Annotated in this window: 15 protein-coding genes; 4 read left to right on the top strand and 11 right to left on the bottom strand. The window is 69.9% G+C overall.

All coding sequences use genetic code 11. From position 1 onward, the window contains the following. Positions 1-8: 8 nt before the first annotated feature. The gene (locus tag F6X38_RS02295) at positions 9-2,288 is read left to right on the top strand and encodes a CHASE2 domain-containing protein (protein ID WP_150967906.1); all 2,280 of its coding nucleotides are present in this window, start codon (positions 9-11) and stop codon (positions 2,286-2,288) included. Here the strand turns inward: F6X38_RS02295 and F6X38_RS02290 are convergent. Next, positions 2,269-2,793, bottom strand: coding sequence for a metallophosphoesterase family protein (locus F6X38_RS02290; RefSeq protein WP_150967905.1), 525 nt, complete (start codon positions 2,791-2,793; stop codon positions 2,269-2,271). The genes F6X38_RS02295 and F6X38_RS02290 overlap by 20 nt on opposite strands. Positions 2,794-2,917: 124 nt before the next feature. Here F6X38_RS02290 and F6X38_RS02285 point away from each other — a divergent pair, with 124 nt between their 5' ends. Then, positions 2,918-4,315, top strand: a complete 1,398-nt coding sequence (locus F6X38_RS02285; protein WP_150967904.1) for a deoxyribodipyrimidine photo-lyase — start codon at positions 2,918-2,920, stop codon at positions 4,313-4,315. 7 nt (positions 4,316-4,322) lie between these two features. Here the strand turns inward: F6X38_RS02285 and F6X38_RS02280 are convergent, their stop codons facing one another. The 6 genes from F6X38_RS02280 to F6X38_RS02260 form a co-directional block, all read right to left on the bottom strand. Next, on the bottom strand, positions 4,323-4,919 hold the full coding sequence (locus tag F6X38_RS02280) for an SAM-dependent methyltransferase (RefSeq protein WP_150967903.1): 597 nt from the start codon (positions 4,917-4,919) through the stop codon (positions 4,323-4,325). Next, entirely contained in the window at positions 4,901-5,608 is a 708-nt protein-coding gene (locus tag F6X38_RS02275) for a PIG-L deacetylase family protein (RefSeq protein WP_150967902.1), read from the bottom strand. Before F6X38_RS02275 ends, F6X38_RS02280 begins: the two co-directional genes overlap by 19 nt. Then, on the bottom strand, positions 5,605-6,714 hold the full coding sequence (locus tag F6X38_RS02270) for an acyl-CoA dehydrogenase family protein (RefSeq protein ID WP_150967901.1): 1,110 nt from the start codon (positions 6,712-6,714) through the stop codon (positions 5,605-5,607). The genes F6X38_RS02275 and F6X38_RS02270 overlap by 4 nt, the downstream gene beginning before the upstream one ends. Further along, a complete protein-coding gene (locus tag F6X38_RS02265; protein WP_210248875.1) occupies positions 6,704-7,786 on the bottom strand; it encodes a glycosyltransferase family 2 protein in 1,083 nt (360 codons plus the stop codon). Before F6X38_RS02265 ends, F6X38_RS02270 begins: the two co-directional genes overlap by 11 nt. A gap of 280 nt (positions 7,787-8,066) precedes the next feature. Beyond that, complete coding sequence (locus F6X38_RS23235; protein ID WP_161992586.1) at positions 8,067-8,231, bottom strand: hypothetical protein; 165 nt, start codon at positions 8,229-8,231, stop codon at positions 8,067-8,069. Between the two features lie 235 nt (positions 8,232-8,466). Then, the gene (locus tag F6X38_RS02260) at positions 8,467-11,028 is read right to left on the bottom strand and encodes a PBP1A family penicillin-binding protein (protein WP_150967899.1); all 2,562 of its coding nucleotides are present in this window, start codon (positions 11,026-11,028) and stop codon (positions 8,467-8,469) included. A 233-nt stretch (positions 11,029-11,261) separates the two neighbouring features. Between F6X38_RS02260 and F6X38_RS02255 the strand changes: the two genes are divergently transcribed. Next, positions 11,262-12,056: an SDR family NAD(P)-dependent oxidoreductase gene (locus tag F6X38_RS02255; protein ID WP_150967898.1), complete on the top strand. Its 795-nt coding sequence runs from the start codon at positions 11,262-11,264 to the stop codon at positions 12,054-12,056. A 20-nt stretch (positions 12,057-12,076) separates the two neighbouring features. On the opposite strand, the gene F6X38_RS02250 is transcribed toward F6X38_RS02255, so the two are convergent. After that, complete coding sequence (locus F6X38_RS02250) at positions 12,077-12,631, bottom strand: NADPH-dependent FMN reductase (protein ID WP_150967897.1); 555 nt, start codon at positions 12,629-12,631, stop codon at positions 12,077-12,079. 10 nt (positions 12,632-12,641) lie between these two features. Next, entirely contained in the window at positions 12,642-13,253 is a 612-nt protein-coding gene (locus F6X38_RS02245; protein WP_150967896.1) for a class I SAM-dependent methyltransferase, read from the bottom strand. Between the two features lie 188 nt (positions 13,254-13,441). Between F6X38_RS02245 and F6X38_RS02240 the strand changes: the two genes are divergently transcribed. Beyond that, positions 13,442-13,834: a GFA family protein gene (locus F6X38_RS02240; RefSeq protein ID WP_150967895.1), complete on the top strand. Its 393-nt coding sequence runs from the start codon at positions 13,442-13,444 to the stop codon at positions 13,832-13,834. Positions 13,835-13,841: 7 nt separating this feature from the next. Here F6X38_RS02240 and dnaJ read toward each other — a convergent pair whose 3' ends face one another. Beyond that, positions 13,842-14,996: a molecular chaperone DnaJ gene (gene dnaJ / locus F6X38_RS02235; protein ID WP_150967894.1), complete on the bottom strand. Its 1,155-nt coding sequence runs from the start codon at positions 14,994-14,996 to the stop codon at positions 13,842-13,844. 250 nt (positions 14,997-15,246) lie between these two features. Then, on the bottom strand, positions 15,247-17,169 hold the full coding sequence (gene dnaK / locus F6X38_RS02230; protein ID WP_150967893.1) for a molecular chaperone DnaK: 1,923 nt from the start codon (positions 17,167-17,169) through the stop codon (positions 15,247-15,249). Positions 17,170-17,275 lie beyond the last annotated feature (106 nt).

Here is a 17,275-nt window from a genome sequence, read left to right as displayed (position 1 = left end):
CGACGGCGGTGGCCGACGTCACCTATCCGGCGGGCGGCGCCCACCGCCGGGCCGGGGGAGGGGCGATCGCCACGACTCGCCGCTGGTTCGGCGTGCGCTCGCGACGCGAGGCGCTGATCGTCTGGAGCTACGGGCTCGCGACGCTCATCGCGACGATCGCCTTCGCCGGCACGCAGGTCACCGTGCTCGACCGCTTCAAGGCGCTGGTGTTCGATGCCTACCAGCGCGTCCTGCCACGCGAGGAGGCGCATGCGCCGATCCTCCTCGTCGACGTCGACGAGGCCTCGATCGCGCAACTCGGCCAATGGCCCTGGCCGCGCTCGGCGCTGGCGAAGATCGTCGACCGCCTCGGCGAGCTCGGCGCCGCGACGATCGCCTTCGACATGGTGTTCCCCGAGGCCGACCGCACCTCGCCGGCGCGCGTTGCGGCCGAATTGCAGAAGGCCGGCATCGCGGTGGTGATGCCGGCCGGCGGCGCCGGCCTCGACAACGACGCGTTGCTCGCCGAGAGCTTCGGCCGCAGCAGCGTCGTCGCGGGCTTCGCCGTGTCCGGCGAGACCGACAACGCGCTGCCTGAGCCGAAGACCGGCTTCGCCTATGCCGGCCGCGACCCGACGAGCTTCATGGCGGCATTCAGCGGCGGCGTCGCGAACCTCGCCGGTCTCGATGCGGCGGCGCGCGGCACCGGCTTCTTCTCCTTCCCGCCGAGCCGCGACGGCATCGTCCGGCGCATCCCGCTCGTCGCGAACGCGCAAGGGCGCTTGCAGCCGTCGCTGTCGGTCGAGGCGCTGCGCGTCGCGCAAGGAGCCTCCACCCTGATCCTGCGCACCACCAGCGCCAGCGGCGAGACGGATAGCGGCCGGCCGGCGGTCACAGCGCTGAAGGTCGGCGACTTCGAAGTGCCGACCACCGCCGACGGCAGCTTCTGGATCTACTTCTCGGGTCTCCCCTCGGTGAAGACCGTGTCGGCGAGCGTCCTTCTCGATCCGGAGGCCAGCCAGGCGCTCGCCGACGAGATCGCCGGGCATATCGTCGTGGTCGGCACGAGCGCCCTCGGCCTCCGCGATCTCGTGGCGACGCCGGTGGCCGCCTCGATGCCGGGCATGCGCGTCCATGCCGAGGTGATCGACCAGATCTTCGGCGGCGTGTTCCTGTCCCAGCCGGACTGGGCGCACGGGCTGGAGGTCGCCGCCGCGGCGCTCGCCGGCCTCATGCTGCTCGTCGTCATCCGGCAGGGCAGCGCCACGTTCAGCGCGGTCAGCGCGGTGACGCTGGTCGGCATCGTCCTCGCGGGATCCTGGTTCGCCTTCAGCCGCCACCGCCTGCTCGTCGACCCGATCCTGCCGACCACGGCCGTCGTCGCGGTCTTCGCGATCACGATGCCACTCCTCCTGCTGCTCACCAACCGCGAGAAGAAGTTCGTGCGCGGCGCCTTCTCGCACTACCTCGCGCCGGCGCTGGTGGAGCGCCTCGCCGACAACCCGGCCCTCCTGAAGCTCGGGGGCGAGGAGCGCGAGCTGACGATCCTCTTCTCCGACATCCGCTCCTTCACCTCGATCTCGGAGAAGCTCGGCGCGAACGAGCTGACGACGCTGCTCAACAACTTCCTGACGCCGATGACAGACGTCCTGCTGCGCTCCGAGGCGACGATCGACAAGTATATGGGCGACGCGATCGTCGCCTTCTGGAACGCGCCCCTCGACATCGCAGACCATCGCCGCCGGGCCTGTCTCGGCGCGCTCGCCATGGTGCGCGAGCTCGAACTCCTGAACGCCCGGAGCGCGGTCCCGCTGAAGATCGGCATCGGCCTCAACAACGCCGTCTGCTGCGTCGGCAATCTCGGCTCCGCCCAGCGCTTCAGCTATTCCGCCATCGGCGACGGCATGAACGTCGCCTCGCGCGTCGAAGGCCTGACCAAGGAATACGGCGTCGCCATCGCGGTGACCGAAGCGGTCCGGGCAGGGGCGCCCGATCTCGCCTTCGTCGCGATCGACCTCGTGCGCGTCGTCGGGCGCGCCGAGCCGCTGCCGCTCTTCGCGCTCGTCGGCGATGCGGATTTCGCCGGGACGGCGGACTTCCGGGGCCTCGCCGCGGCGCACGGCGCGATGATCGAAGCCTACCGCGCCGGCCGGTTCGCCGAGGCGAAGGCCAGCCTCGACCTCGCGCGCTCCTACGGTTTCGAGCCGCTCGCGAAGCTCCACCGCATCTACGCCGAGCGTCTGGCGCTGCTCGAAGCCGCGCCGGTCCCGGCCGACTGGGACGGCGTCTTCACCGCGCGGTCGAAGTAGCGGCGCGGCCCCGCCCCGGCCGGGAGGCGAGGATCTCGGCGAGGCTCACCGGGCGGAACGGGAAGGCGTCGATCCCGACATCGAACTGCCGCGGCATCGGCTTCAATTGGGCGTGGGAATGGCCGTGGAGGTCGATCGCGCCCTTGCCCATGCCGTTCCAGGTGCGGAAGGCGTAGTGGCATAGCACGAGCCGCCGGCCGTCGACGGCGAGCTCGGCATAGGCTTGCACGCTCGCCCATCCCGCCGCGCTGAGCGTTTCCGCGCCGTCGTTGTTGCCGACGACGAGGTGTTTCGCGCCGTTCAGCCGTTCGAGCAGTGTCGCCACCCGATCCGCGCTTCCCTTCGCGAAATCGCCGAGATGCCAGACCTCGTCGCCGGGAGACACCGCCGCGTTCCAGGCCGCGACCAGCGCCGCGTCATGGCTCGCGAGATCAGGAAAGGGCCGCCGGTCGAGCCGCAGCACGCGCGGGTCGCCGAAATGCGTGTCGGCCGTGAAAAACAGCATCCACCCGTCTCAAACCCAAGCTGTCCGACGCAAAGGGACATAGGGTCGCAGCGCCGATGCGCACTTCCTGTTCGCGGCTCCGGCTCCATCTCGCCCGAGAGGATGGCGGGCGGCGAGGTGGTCGATGTCGGAAATCGAGGCGGAGCGAATCAGGGTCCTCGCGGACCGGCCGGCGAACGAGAAGGGGACCTACGTCCTCTACCTCCTGCAGCAGGCCAACCGCTCCTCCTTCAACCCGGCGCTCGAATACGCGATCGCCGAGGCGAACCGGCTCGGCCTCCCCATCGTCGCCTGCTTCGGCCTGCTCGACGGCTCGGACGGCTTCCCGGAAGCGAACGAGCGGCACTACGCCTTCCTGCTGCAGGGCCTGTCGGACGCGGCCGCCGGTCTTGCAAAGCGCAGGATCGGCTTCGTGATGCGGAAATGCTCGCCCGCCGAGATCGCGATCGACCTCGCGAAGCATGCCGCGATCCTGGTGCTCGACCGCGGCTATCTCGCCATCCAGAAGCGCTGGTACGAGGAAATCCTGAAGGCCGTGTCGACCCGCGTCGTGCAGGTGGAGGGCGACGTGGTGGTGCCGCTCGAGACCGCATCCGACCACCACGAATTCGCCGCCCGGACGCTGCGCCCGAAGATCGGCAAGCGGCTGGACGAGTTCCTGCAGCCGCTCGCGGCAGTGAAGCCGAAGCACGATGCGGCGGCGCTCGGCCTGAAGAGCCAGCTCGACATCTCCGATCCGGATAAGGTGCTCGCCGGGATGACGCTCGATCGCTCGGTGCCGCCGGTGAAGCGCTTTCGCGGCGGCGAGACCGAGGCGCGGCGGCGGCTGAAGGCCTTCCTCGCCGGTCCCTTCGCCGACTACGGCGAGGTGCGCGGGAAGCCGGAGGCGGGCGCCGCTTCGCATATGAGCCCTTACCTGCATTTCGGGCAGATCTCGCCGGTCGAGATCGCGCTCGTCGTCCGCGCGGCGGCGAAGGGCGGCGAGGACGACAAGTCGGCTTACGTCGAGGAGGTGGTGGTGCGCCGCGAGCTCGCGATGAACCACGTCTTCTACACCGACGGCTACGACGCCTACGACCGGGCCATTCCCGAATGGGCGCGAAAGGCGCTCGCCGAGCACGCGAAGGATGAGCGGCCGCAGCTCTATTCGGACGACGAACTGGTCGAAGGCCGGACGCACGATCGCTACTGGAACGCGGCGATGGCGGAGATGCGCGAGACCGGCTTCATGCACAATCACCTGCGCATGTACTGGGGCAAGAAGATCCTCGAATGGTCGCGCTCGCCGAAAGAGGGCTTCGAGCGGACGCTTCGCATCAACAACCGCTTCTTTCTCGACGGGCGGGACCCGAACTCGTTCACCAATGTCGGCTGGGTCTACGGCCTGCACGATCGGCCCTGGGGGCGGCGCAAGGTGTTCGGCACCGTGCGCTACCAGGGCGACAACACGCTGAAGAAATTCGATGCCGACGCCTATGTGCGCACGGTCGAGAAGCTCTGCGCCGCCGAGCGCCAGGAATGATGCTCGCTCAGCGGGGTTTCAGGTAGGCCGCGCATTCGAAGCGGCCGCGGCTGGCGGCATGGACGCGCCGCATCGTCCGCGCTAGCGCGGCGCAGGCACGGGCCTGCGCCAGCGCCGGCAGTTGCGAGGCGTCGCCGAAGGGGCGCACGTGGTGCAGCACGACGACCCGCCCGCCAGGCGCGGTGATCCGCGCGACCTTCTGCATCAGCATCGCCAGCTCGCGCTTCGTCAGGTAGTAGGCGACCTCCGACAGCACCACGAGATCGAAGCGCCCGCGCGGCACCTCGCGGGGCAGGAGGGAGCGGCGGAAGGCGACGCGGCGGTTGCCGGCGTTCCGCCGCTCTGCCTCGGCAAGGGCGGTCGGCGAGGCGTCAACCGCGAGAAGCCTGAGGCAGCGGGGCGACAGGAAACGCGACGTCTCGCCGATGGCGCAGCCGAATTCCAGCGCCCGGCCGTAACGTCGGTCGCTGCCGCAGGCGCGCAGGAGGACGCCCCGCTTGTAGGCCTCGAAGGGCGAGGCGGCGTAGTTCCAGGGGTCGATGGTCTCGCGGAACTTCACCTCGAAGCCGGCGGCGTCGATCCGCTTCACCGGTGCGGCCGCCAATAGGCTTCCACCGGTCCGGCGAGGCGTTCGATCGTCGCCGGCGTCAGGTGGAAACCGTCCGGATCGTCGTGGATGAGATCGCCCGTCTGCGAAAGATGCGCCGCGACCGCCGCCCGCTTCGCCGGCAGAACGGCGGCGACGTCGAAGTCGACGCGCTCGGCCTCATCCGGCTGCGGCCGGTCCTCGGGGCTACCAAGTTCGTCGAGCCAGATCGCGTATTCGAGCGTGGCGGCAGGCATGTCCGTGGCCGCCAGCGCCCCGCTCGCGAGCGCGAAGGCGTCGCGGTGATCGCAATGCGGGTCGCGCCGCCAGGGCAGGAGGACGAGATCCGGCCGGAAGCCCCGCACGATGTCGACGAAGGCCCGAAGCGCCTTGCCGTGTTCCGCCGTTCCCGCCGCCGGCATGGCGGCATCGGGAAGGCGAAAGAAGCTGCGGGGATGGTCGCCGATCCCGAGCCGTCGCAGCGCTTCCGCCGCCTCCGCCTCGCGCGCCGCCGCGAGCCGCTCGCGCGGCCAGGAAGCGGAGTTGCGATGCGACGCCCCGCCATCCGTCACGAACACCGTGTGGAAGCGCCGGCCGAGCGGCGCCAACGTGGCGATGAGCCCGCCGCAGCCGAGCGACTCGTCGTCCTGATGCGGGGCGACGACGAGGATGCGCGAGGCCTCGATCGAGGCGGGATCGAGCCTCATCGCCCGCCGCCGCCCTTCGCCGGCAGTCCCGCCCGGCCCGGGCGCCAGCCACCCTCCGCGACGGCTTTCCCGAAGGAGGCGAGCGCGCCGTCGGGGTTCGGCTGGCGCAGATAGGTGCGAAGGTCGCGGACGAGCCGCTCCAGCGGATGCGGCGCGATCATGCCGGCCGCGCCGACCGACCGCTCGGCCTCTTCCAGGACGGCGAGGGCATGCGCCTCGATCGCGCTCCGGGCGGCGTTCGCAGTCGCGACGAGCGAGTCGCCCGCCGCCGGATCGGCCGCCGCCGCTTCCCAGGCGAGCGCGGTGCGGTCGAGCCAGTTGTAGCCTTCCTCCACCGCGATCCCCATCCGGGCGAGACGGTGGAGCTGGTAGGGATCGCCGGCGCGCCCGGTCTCCTGGAGATGCTGGAGGGCCGTGTCGAACACCGCATGCATGCCGCCGACATGCACCGCGGCGAAGCGGATCGCGCCGGCGAAGAACCAGGGCGGGCGGACGTAATCGTCGGGGCTGCCAAGCAGCCATTCCGGCCGGATGGGCAGGTCCTCGAAATCGACGATGTGACTGCCGGACGCGCGCATGCCCATCGGGTGCCACCAGGACCGGTCGACCGGTCGCCCGTCCAGCGGCACGACCAGCATCCGGCGTCCCTCTAGGCTCGGCACCGTGACGACCGCCTGCGCGAGGCCGTCGACGCCGGAAGAGAAGTTCTTCGCGCCCTCGAGGCACCCGTCGTCCCCAAACCGGAGCGGCCGGTCCGGCGCGTCCGTGTTCCAGACGCCGAAGAGCTCGCCGCGTGCGGCCGCCGCTTCGAGATGGTCCCGCTGATCCGCCGTGCCGTAGGCGCGGATCAGGAACAGCGCGTTGACGTGGCCCTCATAGATCCGCCCGACGCTGAGGTCGCCGCGACCGACCGCAGCGAGGAGGCGGAGGAGCCGACCGATCTCGCCGGGCGCCAGCGGCGGCCAGCCGACGAGGCCATGCCGCCGCAGCGCGTCGAAGCCTTCCGCCGGAAAGCTGCCATCGCGGTCGTGCTTGGCGGCGTCGCGCCCGATCTCCGCCGCCAGATCGTCGGCGTCGACCGCATGGCGGATCGGGTCAAGCCGCATGGCGTTCGCCTTCCAGCCGGGCGATCGCCGCGCGCAAGGCCGCGCTCGCCGCTTCCACCGGCACGGTCGCCGGCGCGTCCGGTGCGTCCGGCGCAAAGAGCTCGGCCAGCGCGAAGCCAGGCAGCGGTGCGCCGGTCGCGTCCGAGAAACCGCGCGGATCGAGGCCGAACCGTTCGGCGGCTCGGCGCCGCTCGGCCACGCCGGCGCCGTCCAGGTCCCGCAAGGCGCGCCGAAGGACGAGCCGCGCTTCGATCGCGTCGGGCGCTTCCACGAGGATCGGGCGGTTCTCCGCCTCCGCCCGCAGCCATTCCTTCAAGCAGTCGGCCATCCCGCCCGGCGCCCGCCCGGCGAGGCGTGCCGAGACCTCGACGCGGACCAGCGAATCGTGGCGCAGCCGGCCGCCGGCGAGGCGTACGCGGCTGGCGAAGGCGAGATCCTCCCGGAAGGGGAGGGGCGGCATGCCGCCGACCGCCGCATACACCTCGCCGCGAACCGCAAGGCTCGCGCCCGTATGGTCGCGGTGCCGAGGCCAGGGATCGTGCGGCAGCGGGTCGATCAGCGCGGCCAGGCGGTCGGCAAGCGCCGCATAGTCGAGAAAGGCCTCGGCCCGCCGCCGGAAGCCCGGGCCGAGGCGCGCCTCCTCGGCGGGATCGCCGACGATCAGGCCGCCGACGAGGTCCGCGCCCGCTGCGATGGCGTAAAGGTTCGCCTCGATCCAGTCCGGCGCGGGCACGGCGTCGGCATCGGTGGTGAGAAGCGCCACGGAAGTGGGGTCGCATCCCTCCAGCACGCGCTCCATCGCCATGCGGCGTGCTGTGCCGACATGCGCCGCGTCCGGCGGCAGCGAAACCTCGACCACGTCGAGCGCGAGACGCGGCTGCGCGGCCGCAGCCCGGATCGCGGCGCCGGCGGAATCGTCCGTGCAGTTGTTGAGGACGAGCACGACGCGCAGGCGGGCCCCGCCGGCATCGAGCCAGGTCTGGCCGCCCAGCGCCGCGAGGAGAGGCGGCAGGCGCTCCTCCTCGTCCCTGGCAGGAACGGCGACGACGGGAACACGCGCGCAGTTCGTCATCCGGCGCATGCCGCCGCCGATCGGCACTCGCGGCCGAAAGTGGCGATCCCGGCGGCCCGCCTGGAAACCCATGCGCGAAACAGGTCTACTTTGCGGAACATGCGAGAGGCTTTGCCTGCCGGTTCGAAGCTGGAACGGCAACGCGCAGGCCCGAAACGCGGTTCGCGATCGACGGCGACGATAAGCGGACCCGGCTAACGAGCGATGAGCCGCGGGGGTTTCACGGTCTGCGGGTGCGCGAGCCCATCCTCTTTCGGAAGAGATGGTTCGAACCGGAAACTCAGGCGACCGCGTCCTCCTCCTCCGCGAGTTGCTCCGCCTTCAGCCGAAACACCTTCTCGGCTTCCAGAAGCGCATGCTTCACGTCGGCCGGGACGGCCTCGCAAGCGAGCAGGGCCAGATCTTCGGCCCGCTCCTGATAGAATGCACTCCGCGGCTCGTGCATGATTGCAACCTCTGGGAGGCAAGGTTCCCGCAAGGATAGTGTCGCGGGAATTCGAGAAACGCTAGGGGTCCATGGCGCAAGGATACGAATTGTCGCATGGTGCGGTGCGATCGTTGCGGGCATGCAACAATGCCGGGTGAATTCCACTGGCGGTATGATTTATCCCTTGCCGAGTGTGAACCTCGTCATACCAGCACACCTTCCAGTGGCGCGATCGGACGCCGGCCGAACCGGTTCAGCCACCGAGGAAGTCGCGAAGCAGCGACCGGTCGACCGGTCGACCCTGCTCCTCGACCGGACCCTCCAGCACGGCGTCCGGCGGAAGCTGGTCGCGCCGTACCAGCCGCGAGGGGCCGCGCGCCGGCGGCAGGTCCGCCGGCGGCGGCGGAGCGATTTCCCGATCGTCGTAGCCGCCGGCGACGCCGTCCGGCGGCAGTTCCTCGTAGGCGCCGTCGTCCGGCAGCGGCGAGACGCCATAGGGATCGTCCGGCGGCAGGTCGCGGCTATAGGGGGCGCCACTCGCCGGGCCGCGTCCGTCGTCGCGCCGGATGATCCGTCGTTCGGGCTCCGGATATTCGCGGCCGGCGATGGCGCCGATCGGATCCCCCGACTCCGGTTGGCCGTGGCCGGCGACCGCCGGGATCTCGCCCGGCGGGGCGATCGCCTCGCCGCTCGGCGCTTCGCCGGCGATCGCGGCCGGGTCGCCGCCGTCCATGCCGTTCGAGGCGGTCAGCGGCGTGCCCGCTTCGCCGGGCGCCGTGTCCGGCACGCCCGGCAGCGGCATCGGCGGCAGGCCTTCGTGGGCGGCGGCCATGAACTTCTTCCAGACGTCGGCCGGCAGCGTGCCGCCGGTCACCTTCTTCATCAAGGCGCCGTTGTCGTTGCCGAGCCAGACGCCGGTGGTGAGGTTCGCGGTGTAGCCCATGAACCAGGCGTCCTTGAAATCCTGCGTGGTGCCGGACTTGCCCGCCGCCTGCCAGTCCTTCAGCGCCGCGCGCCGACCCGTGCCGCGCGTGATCGTGCCGGTGAGCATCGCGTTCATCATGCCGACGATCTCGGGCTTCACGATCACCGGCGGTACGCCGGCGGGGCGCTCGTAGAGCACCTTGCCGCTCGCCACGTCCGTCACCTTATTGATGAGGTGCGGGGTCGCCTGGTAGCCGCCGTTGGCGAAGACCGCGTAGGCGCTCGTCAGTTCGAGCAGCGTCACCTCGGAGGTGCCGAGGGCGATCGAGGCGTTGTCGACGAGCGGCGTCTTCACGCCCATCCGCGCCGCCGTCTCGATCACCGCCTTCGATCCGACCGCCTCGGTGAGCTGCGCCGCGATCGTGTTCAGCGAATGGGCGAGCGCGTCGGCGAGCGTGACGGGGCCACGGTAGCGCTGGTCGTAGTTCTGCGGCGACCAGTTGCCGATCCGCGTCGGCGCGTCGTTCACCACCGAGTCCGGCCGCCAGCCGGCTTCGAGCGCCGTCTCGTAGACGAAGGGCTTGAACGCCGAGCCGGGCTGCCGCCTGGCGTCCACCGCGCGGTTGAACTGGGAATCGGCGTAGTCCCGTCCGCCGACGAGGGCGCGGATCGCGCCGGTGCCGTCGACCGCGACGAGCGCGCCCTGGCTGACGTTCTGCTTCGCGCCGTCGATCGTGGAGCGGATCGCCTTCTCGGCGTCGCGCTCGAGGCCGAGGTCGATGGTGGTCTCCACCGCGACGTCGCCCTTCACCTCGCCGACGAGGGTCGAGAGGTCGCGCATCACGAGATCGGCGGCGTAGTTCTCCGCGCCGTTCCAGAAGCTCTTCGCCCTGATCGGCTTCTCGGCCTTCGCCGCCTCGAACTCGGCCTCGGTGATGGCGTTCTCGTCGCGCATCGCCTGCAGCACGACGTCGGCCCGCGCCTTGGCGGCCACCGGATCGTTGGCGGGCGACAGCCGGGAGGGCGCCTTCAGGAGACCGGCGAGGAGCGCCGCCTCGCTCAAGCTAACGTCCTTGGCGCTCTTGCGGAAATAGCGCTGGGAAGCGGCTTCCACACCCGTGGAGCCGGAGCCGAAGTAGACGCGGTTCAGGTACATCTCCAGGATCTGGTCCTTGGAGAACTTCTGCTCCAGCCAGAGCGCCAGGATCGCCTCCTGGCCCTTGCGCTTCAGGCTCTGCTCCGGCGTCAGGAAGATGTTCTTGGCGAGTTGCTGGGTCAGCGTCGAGCCGCCCTGCACGGTCGCGCCGGCGGCGAGGTTCTCGGCAAGCGCGCGGCCGATGCCGATCGGGTCGACGCCGTAATGGTCGTAGAAGCGCCGGTCCTCGATGGCCACCACCGCCTTCGGGATGAACGGGCTCATCTCGGCGAGCGACAGCGCCTGGCCGCCGGTGATGCCGCGATTGGCGAAGGGCTCGCCGGCCACCGACACCATCTTGACGTTGGGCGGACGGGCCGGAACGTTCCAGGCTTCCGAAGGCAGGCTCGCGGCGAACCAGACGACGACGCCGACGGCCGCGACCGAGCCCCAGACCGCCGCAAAGAGCGCCAGCCGGAAGAGGTGGCCGAGAAAGGAGCGCCGCCGCCGCGGCCGGCTCTCGCCGCTGCCACCGCGACCACCGCCGAAGAAGCGCCGCCGCTTTTCCGCCGGTTCCGGCTCGTCCTGCCGCGTCCTCGCCGCCGAACGGCGCTCTTTGCCGCGCGCCGGCCGCTCCGGCTCACCGGCCGCGCGCGCCGCGCGGTCGTCGGGCGACAAGCGGATCTCCTCGTCGCGGTCGCGCTCGCGGCCAAAGCTCGGCTCGACGCGTTCGCCCTGTCTGCGGCGTCCGGCCATTGATCCCCTTCTCGCGTGTCCGGCCGGGCGCTTCGCTCGCGCCGCTCCGGGTCGTGCGGTTCGCGCGCCGGTCCATCCCCCGCCGGCCGCACGCTCGCCCGCCCGCGGTGCAACCTAAATACGGCGAATTAACGGGCCGTTGAGGAATCGCGCACGCAGCGTCACCCTTGATCGGGCGCGTCCCAGCCGCATCTGCCGGAGCTCGAAACGGTTCGGGAAAGGACGGCGGAGCGATGCGTATCGCACTCGACGGCAAACGCGCCCTGGTGACGGGGTCGACCGGCGGCATCGGCTTCGCCGCGGCGAAGGGCCTTGCGGCAGCAGGCGCGACGGTGATCGTCAACGGCCGCACCGCGGAGCGGGTCGAGGCAGCGATCCGGGACATCCGGTTGGAAGTGCCGGAGGCGAAGCTGGAAGCGCTTCCCCTCGATCTCGCCGCGGCGGACGGTTGCGCCGCGGCGGCCGAGCGCATTCCCGCCGTCGACATCCTCGTCAACAATCTCGGCATCTTCGAATTGAAGCCGTTCTTCGAGATCGACGACGCGGACTGGGAGCGCTTCTTCCAGGCGAACGTCATGTCCGGCGTGCGACTGTCGCGCAGCTACCTGAAAGGCATGATGGAGCGCGGCTGGGGCCGGATCGTCTTCATCTCCTCCGAGTCCGCGCTGAACATCCCGGCGGACATGGTGCACTACGGCTTCACCAAGACGGCGCAGCTCGCCGTGTCGCGCGGCCTCGCCAAGGTGGCCCGAGGCAGCGGCGTGACGGTGAACGCCGTCCTGCCCGGTCCGACCGCATCGGAAGGCGTTTCCGCCATGCTGAAGCCGATGGCGGAAGAGCAGGGCATCTCCTTCGAGGAAGCCGGAGCCGCCTTCGTCAAGGCCGAGCGCTCGTCCTCCGTCATCCAGCGCCTGGCCAGCGTCGAGGAGGTCGCGAACATGATCGTCTATGTCTGCTCGGAACAGGCCTCGGCCACCTCCGGCGCGGCGCTTCGGGTCGACGGCGGCGTGGTGGACACGATCGCCTGAGGGCGCGTCCCGCCTTGCCCTCAGTAGCGGTGGCGGCCGAGCGCCTGCGCCTTGTCGGCGAGATCGGCGACGAAGAGCTCCAGCATCTCGTAGGCGCCTTCCAGACCCGCCGCGCCGTCAACCGTCGCCTGCCGGCCGATGACCTCGGCTCCGAGGTCCCGGAAGATCGGGCGCCAGCCGTCCAGCGCCCGGAAGCCGCCGGAGCGTCCCGGCGAGGCGGAGGCGAGCGCCACGACGAGGCCGCGGAAGGGCTGGATCGGTCGGCTGCCGGCGCGCCGGACGCGGGCGATCCAGTCGACCGCGTTCTTGAGAAGGGGCGGCACCGAGCCGTTCGCGTCGGGCGAAACGAGGAGGAGCGCGTCGGAGGCCGCGATCCGGCCGGCAAGCCGCACCGCCGCTTCCGGCGGATCCTCGCCCGAGGCGACGTCGATGAGCGGCAGCGGATAGTCGGCGAGCCCGACGAGCGTCACCGTGGCACTGGTCCCGGCGAGGAGCCGCGCCGCCTCGAAGGCGAGCGCGTGGTCGGGCGAGGCGGACTCCAGCGTGCCCGGCAGGACGAGGATTCGCGGGCTCAACGCGGCCGGCTCAGGCTGCCATGCGGCCGGACTTCGCCGGGGCGTAGATCCAGACGCGGGCCGGCGGGATGTTGTCCCAGACCACCGGCGAGGCGGAAACGTCGAACACGCCCGGAACGGGCTTCACGGGCGCCGTCACCAGGTAGGAAAGCTGGGTGATGTTGCCGCCGGGGAGGAGGCGCCTGAAGTAGTCGGCGAAGAGCGCCTGCCGCTTGTCCTGCGGCAGCCCGACGATCGGTACGGCGAGGAGGATCGCGGCGAACTTCTCGCCTCGGCGCTCGCCCAGCGTCCGGTCGAGGTCGAAGGCATCGCCCCGGATCACGTTCACCGCGGGGAACCGGTCCTTCAGCGTCGCCGCGAAACCCGGATCGTACTCGATCGACGTGATGCGCTTCGGATCGACGCCCTTGTCGAGGAGCGCCTTGGTCACGACGCCGAGGCCGGGGCCGAGTTCCAGCACCGGCCCGTCGATCTCGGTCGAGGCGCAGTTCGCCATCGTCGCGCAATAGGCGGCGGAGGACGGCGCGACGGCCCCGAGTTTCAGCGGATGGCGCAGCCAGGTCTTGAAGAAGCGCAGCGCATCGCCCCTGTTCTCTCCGGCCCGTTCGTCGCGTCCGTGCATGTGACTTCGATCCCGCTCGTTTCGCGACTCGCCCTATAGCATGTGGTGCGGGCTTGTCGCGTCTCGAACGGAAAATGGCGCAAACGGATGGCAGTTGTACGAAGCTCGCGGGCCGACGGAACGGTTTAACCGACAGACGACTTCGCTGGCGGAAGAATCATCTCGAGGATCGAGCGAGGAGGCACGGCATGGATCGGCTCGAAGGCGGTTGCGTGTGCGGCGACGTGCGCATCGCGGCGGAAGGACAGCCGTACCGGGTCGGCCTCTGCCATTGTCTCGATTGCCGCAAGCACCACGGCTCGCTGTTCCACGCCTCCGCGATCTTTCCCGAGGATGCGGTCACGATCGAGGGCGAGACCCGCGACTATGCTGGACGGCACTTCTGTCCGCGCTGCGGCTCATCGGTGTTCGGGCGGAGCGGCGACGAGGTCGAGGTGAGTCTCGGGGCGCTGGACGCTCCTGACCAATTCATGCCGACCTACGAGCTCTGGACCGTGCGGCGCGAATCGTGGCTGCCGCCGTTTCCGCTGGAGCGGCGCTACGAGCGCGACCGCGACAGTTCCGGCCGCTCGGAAGGGTAGGCGATCTTCAGCCCTCGCCGAGCCCGCCGAAGAACTCCTTCATGCGCGAGAAGAAGCCGGTCGACTGCGGCGAGTTGTCGGACGAGGAGATGTCCTCGAACTCCTGCAGCAACTCGCGCTGGCGGCGCGACAGGTTCTGCGGCGTCTCGACCTGCACCTGGATGAACAGGTCGCCGGTCTGCGCCGAGCGCAGCACCGGCATGCCCTTGTTCTTCACCCGGAACTGCTTGGCGGTCTGCGTGCCTTCCGGCACCTTCACGCGCGTCGTGCCGCCGTCGAGCGTCGTCACGTCGAAGCCGCCGCCGAGCGCCGCCGTCGTCATCGAGATCGGGATCTTGCAGTAGAGGTCCGAGCCGTCGCGCTGAAAGAACTCGTGCGGGCGGATCGACAGGAAGATGTAGAGATCGCCGGCCGGACCGCCGCGCAGGCCCGCCTCGCCCTCGCCGGCGAGCCGGATGCGCGTGCCGTCCTCGATGCCGGCCGGGATGTTGACGGCGAGCTTGCGCTCTTCCGGCAGCCGGCCCTCGCCGTGGCACTTGGCGCAGGGGTCGGCGACGATCTCGCCGCGGCCCTGGCAGGTCGGGCAGGTGCGCTCGATGGCGAAGAAGCCCTGCGCGGCGCGCACGCGCCCCTGGCCGGCGCAGGTCGGGCAGGTCTTGACACCCGAACCCGGCCGCGCGCCCGTTCCCGAACAGACGTCGCACTGGATCGTGGTCGGCACCGAGATCTCGGCGGTCTTGCCGTTGAAGGCTTCCTCCAGCCCGACTTCCATGTTGTAGCGCAGGTCCGACCCCCGCTCGCGCCCGCCGCCGGCTCCCGCGCGGCCGCCCGCCCCGCCGCCGCGCCCGCGCCCCATCATCTCGCCGAAGATGTCGTCGAAGACGTCGGCCATGGAGGAGGCGAAGTCGCCCCGGAAGCCCGCTCCGCCGCCGCCGTTCTGGAAGGCCTGGTGGCCGAAGCGGTCGTAGGCCGCGCGCTTCTGCGGGTCCTTGAGGACCTCGTAGGCCTCGCCGACCTCCTTGAAGCGCGCTTCGGCCGACGCGTTGCCCGGATTGCGGTCGGGATGGAACTCCATCGCGAGCTTACGGTAGGCGGTCTTCAGGACCTTGTCGTCGGCCGTCTTCACGACGCCGAGAACTTCGTAATAATCGGCCTTTACCAAGACTGGTCCGTCCGTTCGTGTCTGTGGTCAGAGGATCGGGCGTGGAAGGAACGCGTCCCTTGCGCGCCGCCTCCTCGCCGCAATGTGGGAATGCCGTTCCGGCGTTACCATAGGACGAGGCGATGCGAAATCGCGGCCGCGACACGCCTTGGCACCGGCGGCCGATGTGCCTCGCCCGACACACCGTCGCCCAAGAAAAAGCCCCGGCGGTTGCCCGCCGGGGTTCTCGAAGTCGTTCCGGAAGCCGGCGTCAGGCCGATTTCTTGCGGTCCTGCTCGTCGACTTCCTCGAAGTCGGCGTCGACCACGTCGTCCTTCGCAGCGTTCGCCGCGCCGCCGGCCTCGTTCGCCGCCGCCTCGCTCTGCGCGCTCTCGTACATCGCCTGGCCGAGTTTCATCGAGGCCTCGGCAAGGGTCTGCGACTTGGCGTTGATCGCCTCGGCGTCCGGCTCCTCGCGGTCGAGTTCGGCGCGAAGGCCCGCGATCGCATCCTCGATCGCCTTGCGGTCGCCCTCGGAGACCTTGTCGCCGTATTCCTTCAGCGACTTCTCGGCCGAGTGGACGAGGCCTTCCGCCTGGTTCTTCGCTTCCACCGCGGCGCGGCGCTTCTTGTCGCCCTCGGCGTTCTGCTCCGCTTCCTTCACCATCTTCTCGATATCGGCATCGGAAAGGCCGCCCGAAGCCTGGATGGTGATCCGCTGCTCCTTGTTAGTGCCCTTGTCCTTGGCCGAGACGTTGACGATGCCGTTGGCGTCGATATCGAATGTCACCTCGATCTGCGGCACGCCGCGCGGCGCCGGCGGGATGCCTTCGAGATTGAAGCGCCCGAGCAGCTTGTTGTCCTGCGCCATCTCGCGCTCGCCCTGGAAGACCTGGATGGTCACGGCGTTCTGCGAATCCTCGGCGGTGGAGAACACCTGGCTCTTCTTGGTCGGGATCGTGGTGTTGCGGTCGATGAGCCGGGTGAACACGCCGCCGAGCGTCTCGATGCCGAGCGAGAGCGGGGTCACGTCGAGAAGGAGCACGTCCTTCACGTCGCCCTGCAAGACGCCCGCCTGGATGGCGGCGCCCATCGCGACGACCTCGTCCGGGTTGACGCCCTTGTGGGGCTCCTTCCCGAAGAAGTTCTTCACGACCTCCTGCACCTTCGGCATGCGGGTCATGCCGCCGACGAGCACCACCTCGTGGATGTCGCTCTGCGAAAGGCCGGCATCCTTCAGCGCGGCCTTCATCGGGCCGACCGTCTTCTGCACGAGGTCGTCGACGAGGCTCTCGAACTTCGAGCGCGTCAGCTTCATCGTCAGGTGCTTCGGGCCGGTCGCGTCCGCCGTGATGAACGGCAGGTTGATCTCGGTCTGGGAGGCCGACGACAGCTCGATCTTGGCCTTCTCGGCCGCCTCTTTCAGGCGCTGGAGGGCGAGCTTGTCGTTCTTCAGGTCGATGCCCTGGTCCTTCTTGAACTCGCTCGCCAGGTAGTCGACGAGGCGCATGTCGAAGTCCTCGCCGCCGAGGAACGTGTCGCCGTTGGTCGACTTCACCTCGAACACGCCGTCGCCGATCTCCAGCACCGACACGTCGAACGTACCGCCGCCGAGGTCGTAGACCGCGATGGTCTTGCCGTCGTTCTTCTCCAAGCCGTAGGCGAGGGCGGCGGCCGTCGGCTCGTTGATGATGCGCAGCACCTCGAGCCCGGCGATCTTGCCGGCGTCCTTGGTGGCCTGACGCTGGGCGTCGTTGAAGTAGGCTGGAACCGTGATGACGGCCTGGGAGACCTTCTCGCCCAGATACCCTTCGGCGGTTTCCTTCATCTTCTGAAGGATCATGGCCGAGACCTGGCTCGGCGACTGCTTCTCGCCGTGCGCCTCGACCCAGGCATCGCCGTTCGGGGCGTTGACGATCTTGTAGGGGACGAGACCCTTGTCCTTGGCGACGGTCGGGTCGTCGTAGCGCCGGCCGATCAGGCGCTTCACAGCGAAGAGCGTGTTCTCGGGGTTGGTGACGGCCTGGCGCTTGGCGGCCTGGCCGACGAGCCGCTCGCCGTCGTCGGTGAAGGCGACGATCGAGGGGGTGGTGCGGGCGCCTTCGGCGTTCTCGATGACCTTGGCGGTCTTGCCGTCCATCACGGCGACGCAGCTGTTGGTGGTGCCGAGATCGATGCCGATGACTTTCGCCATGAATGTTCTCCTTCGAGTAGCAGGCCGCCCGGACCCTCTATGGAGGCGTTCCGACTGGGTGGCCCCCGGTGGCATGTGAACGTTCGGCGGTGCGCCTTTCAGGTGA

It is taken from the genome of Plantimonas leprariae (assembly GCF_008802405.1).
GTDB classification, from domain to species: domain Bacteria; phylum Pseudomonadota; class Alphaproteobacteria; order Rhizobiales; family Rhizobiaceae; genus Plantimonas; species Plantimonas leprariae.
Note: the sequence above shows the minus strand (reverse complement) of the source record. Positions and strands in the feature narration are given on the sequence as shown.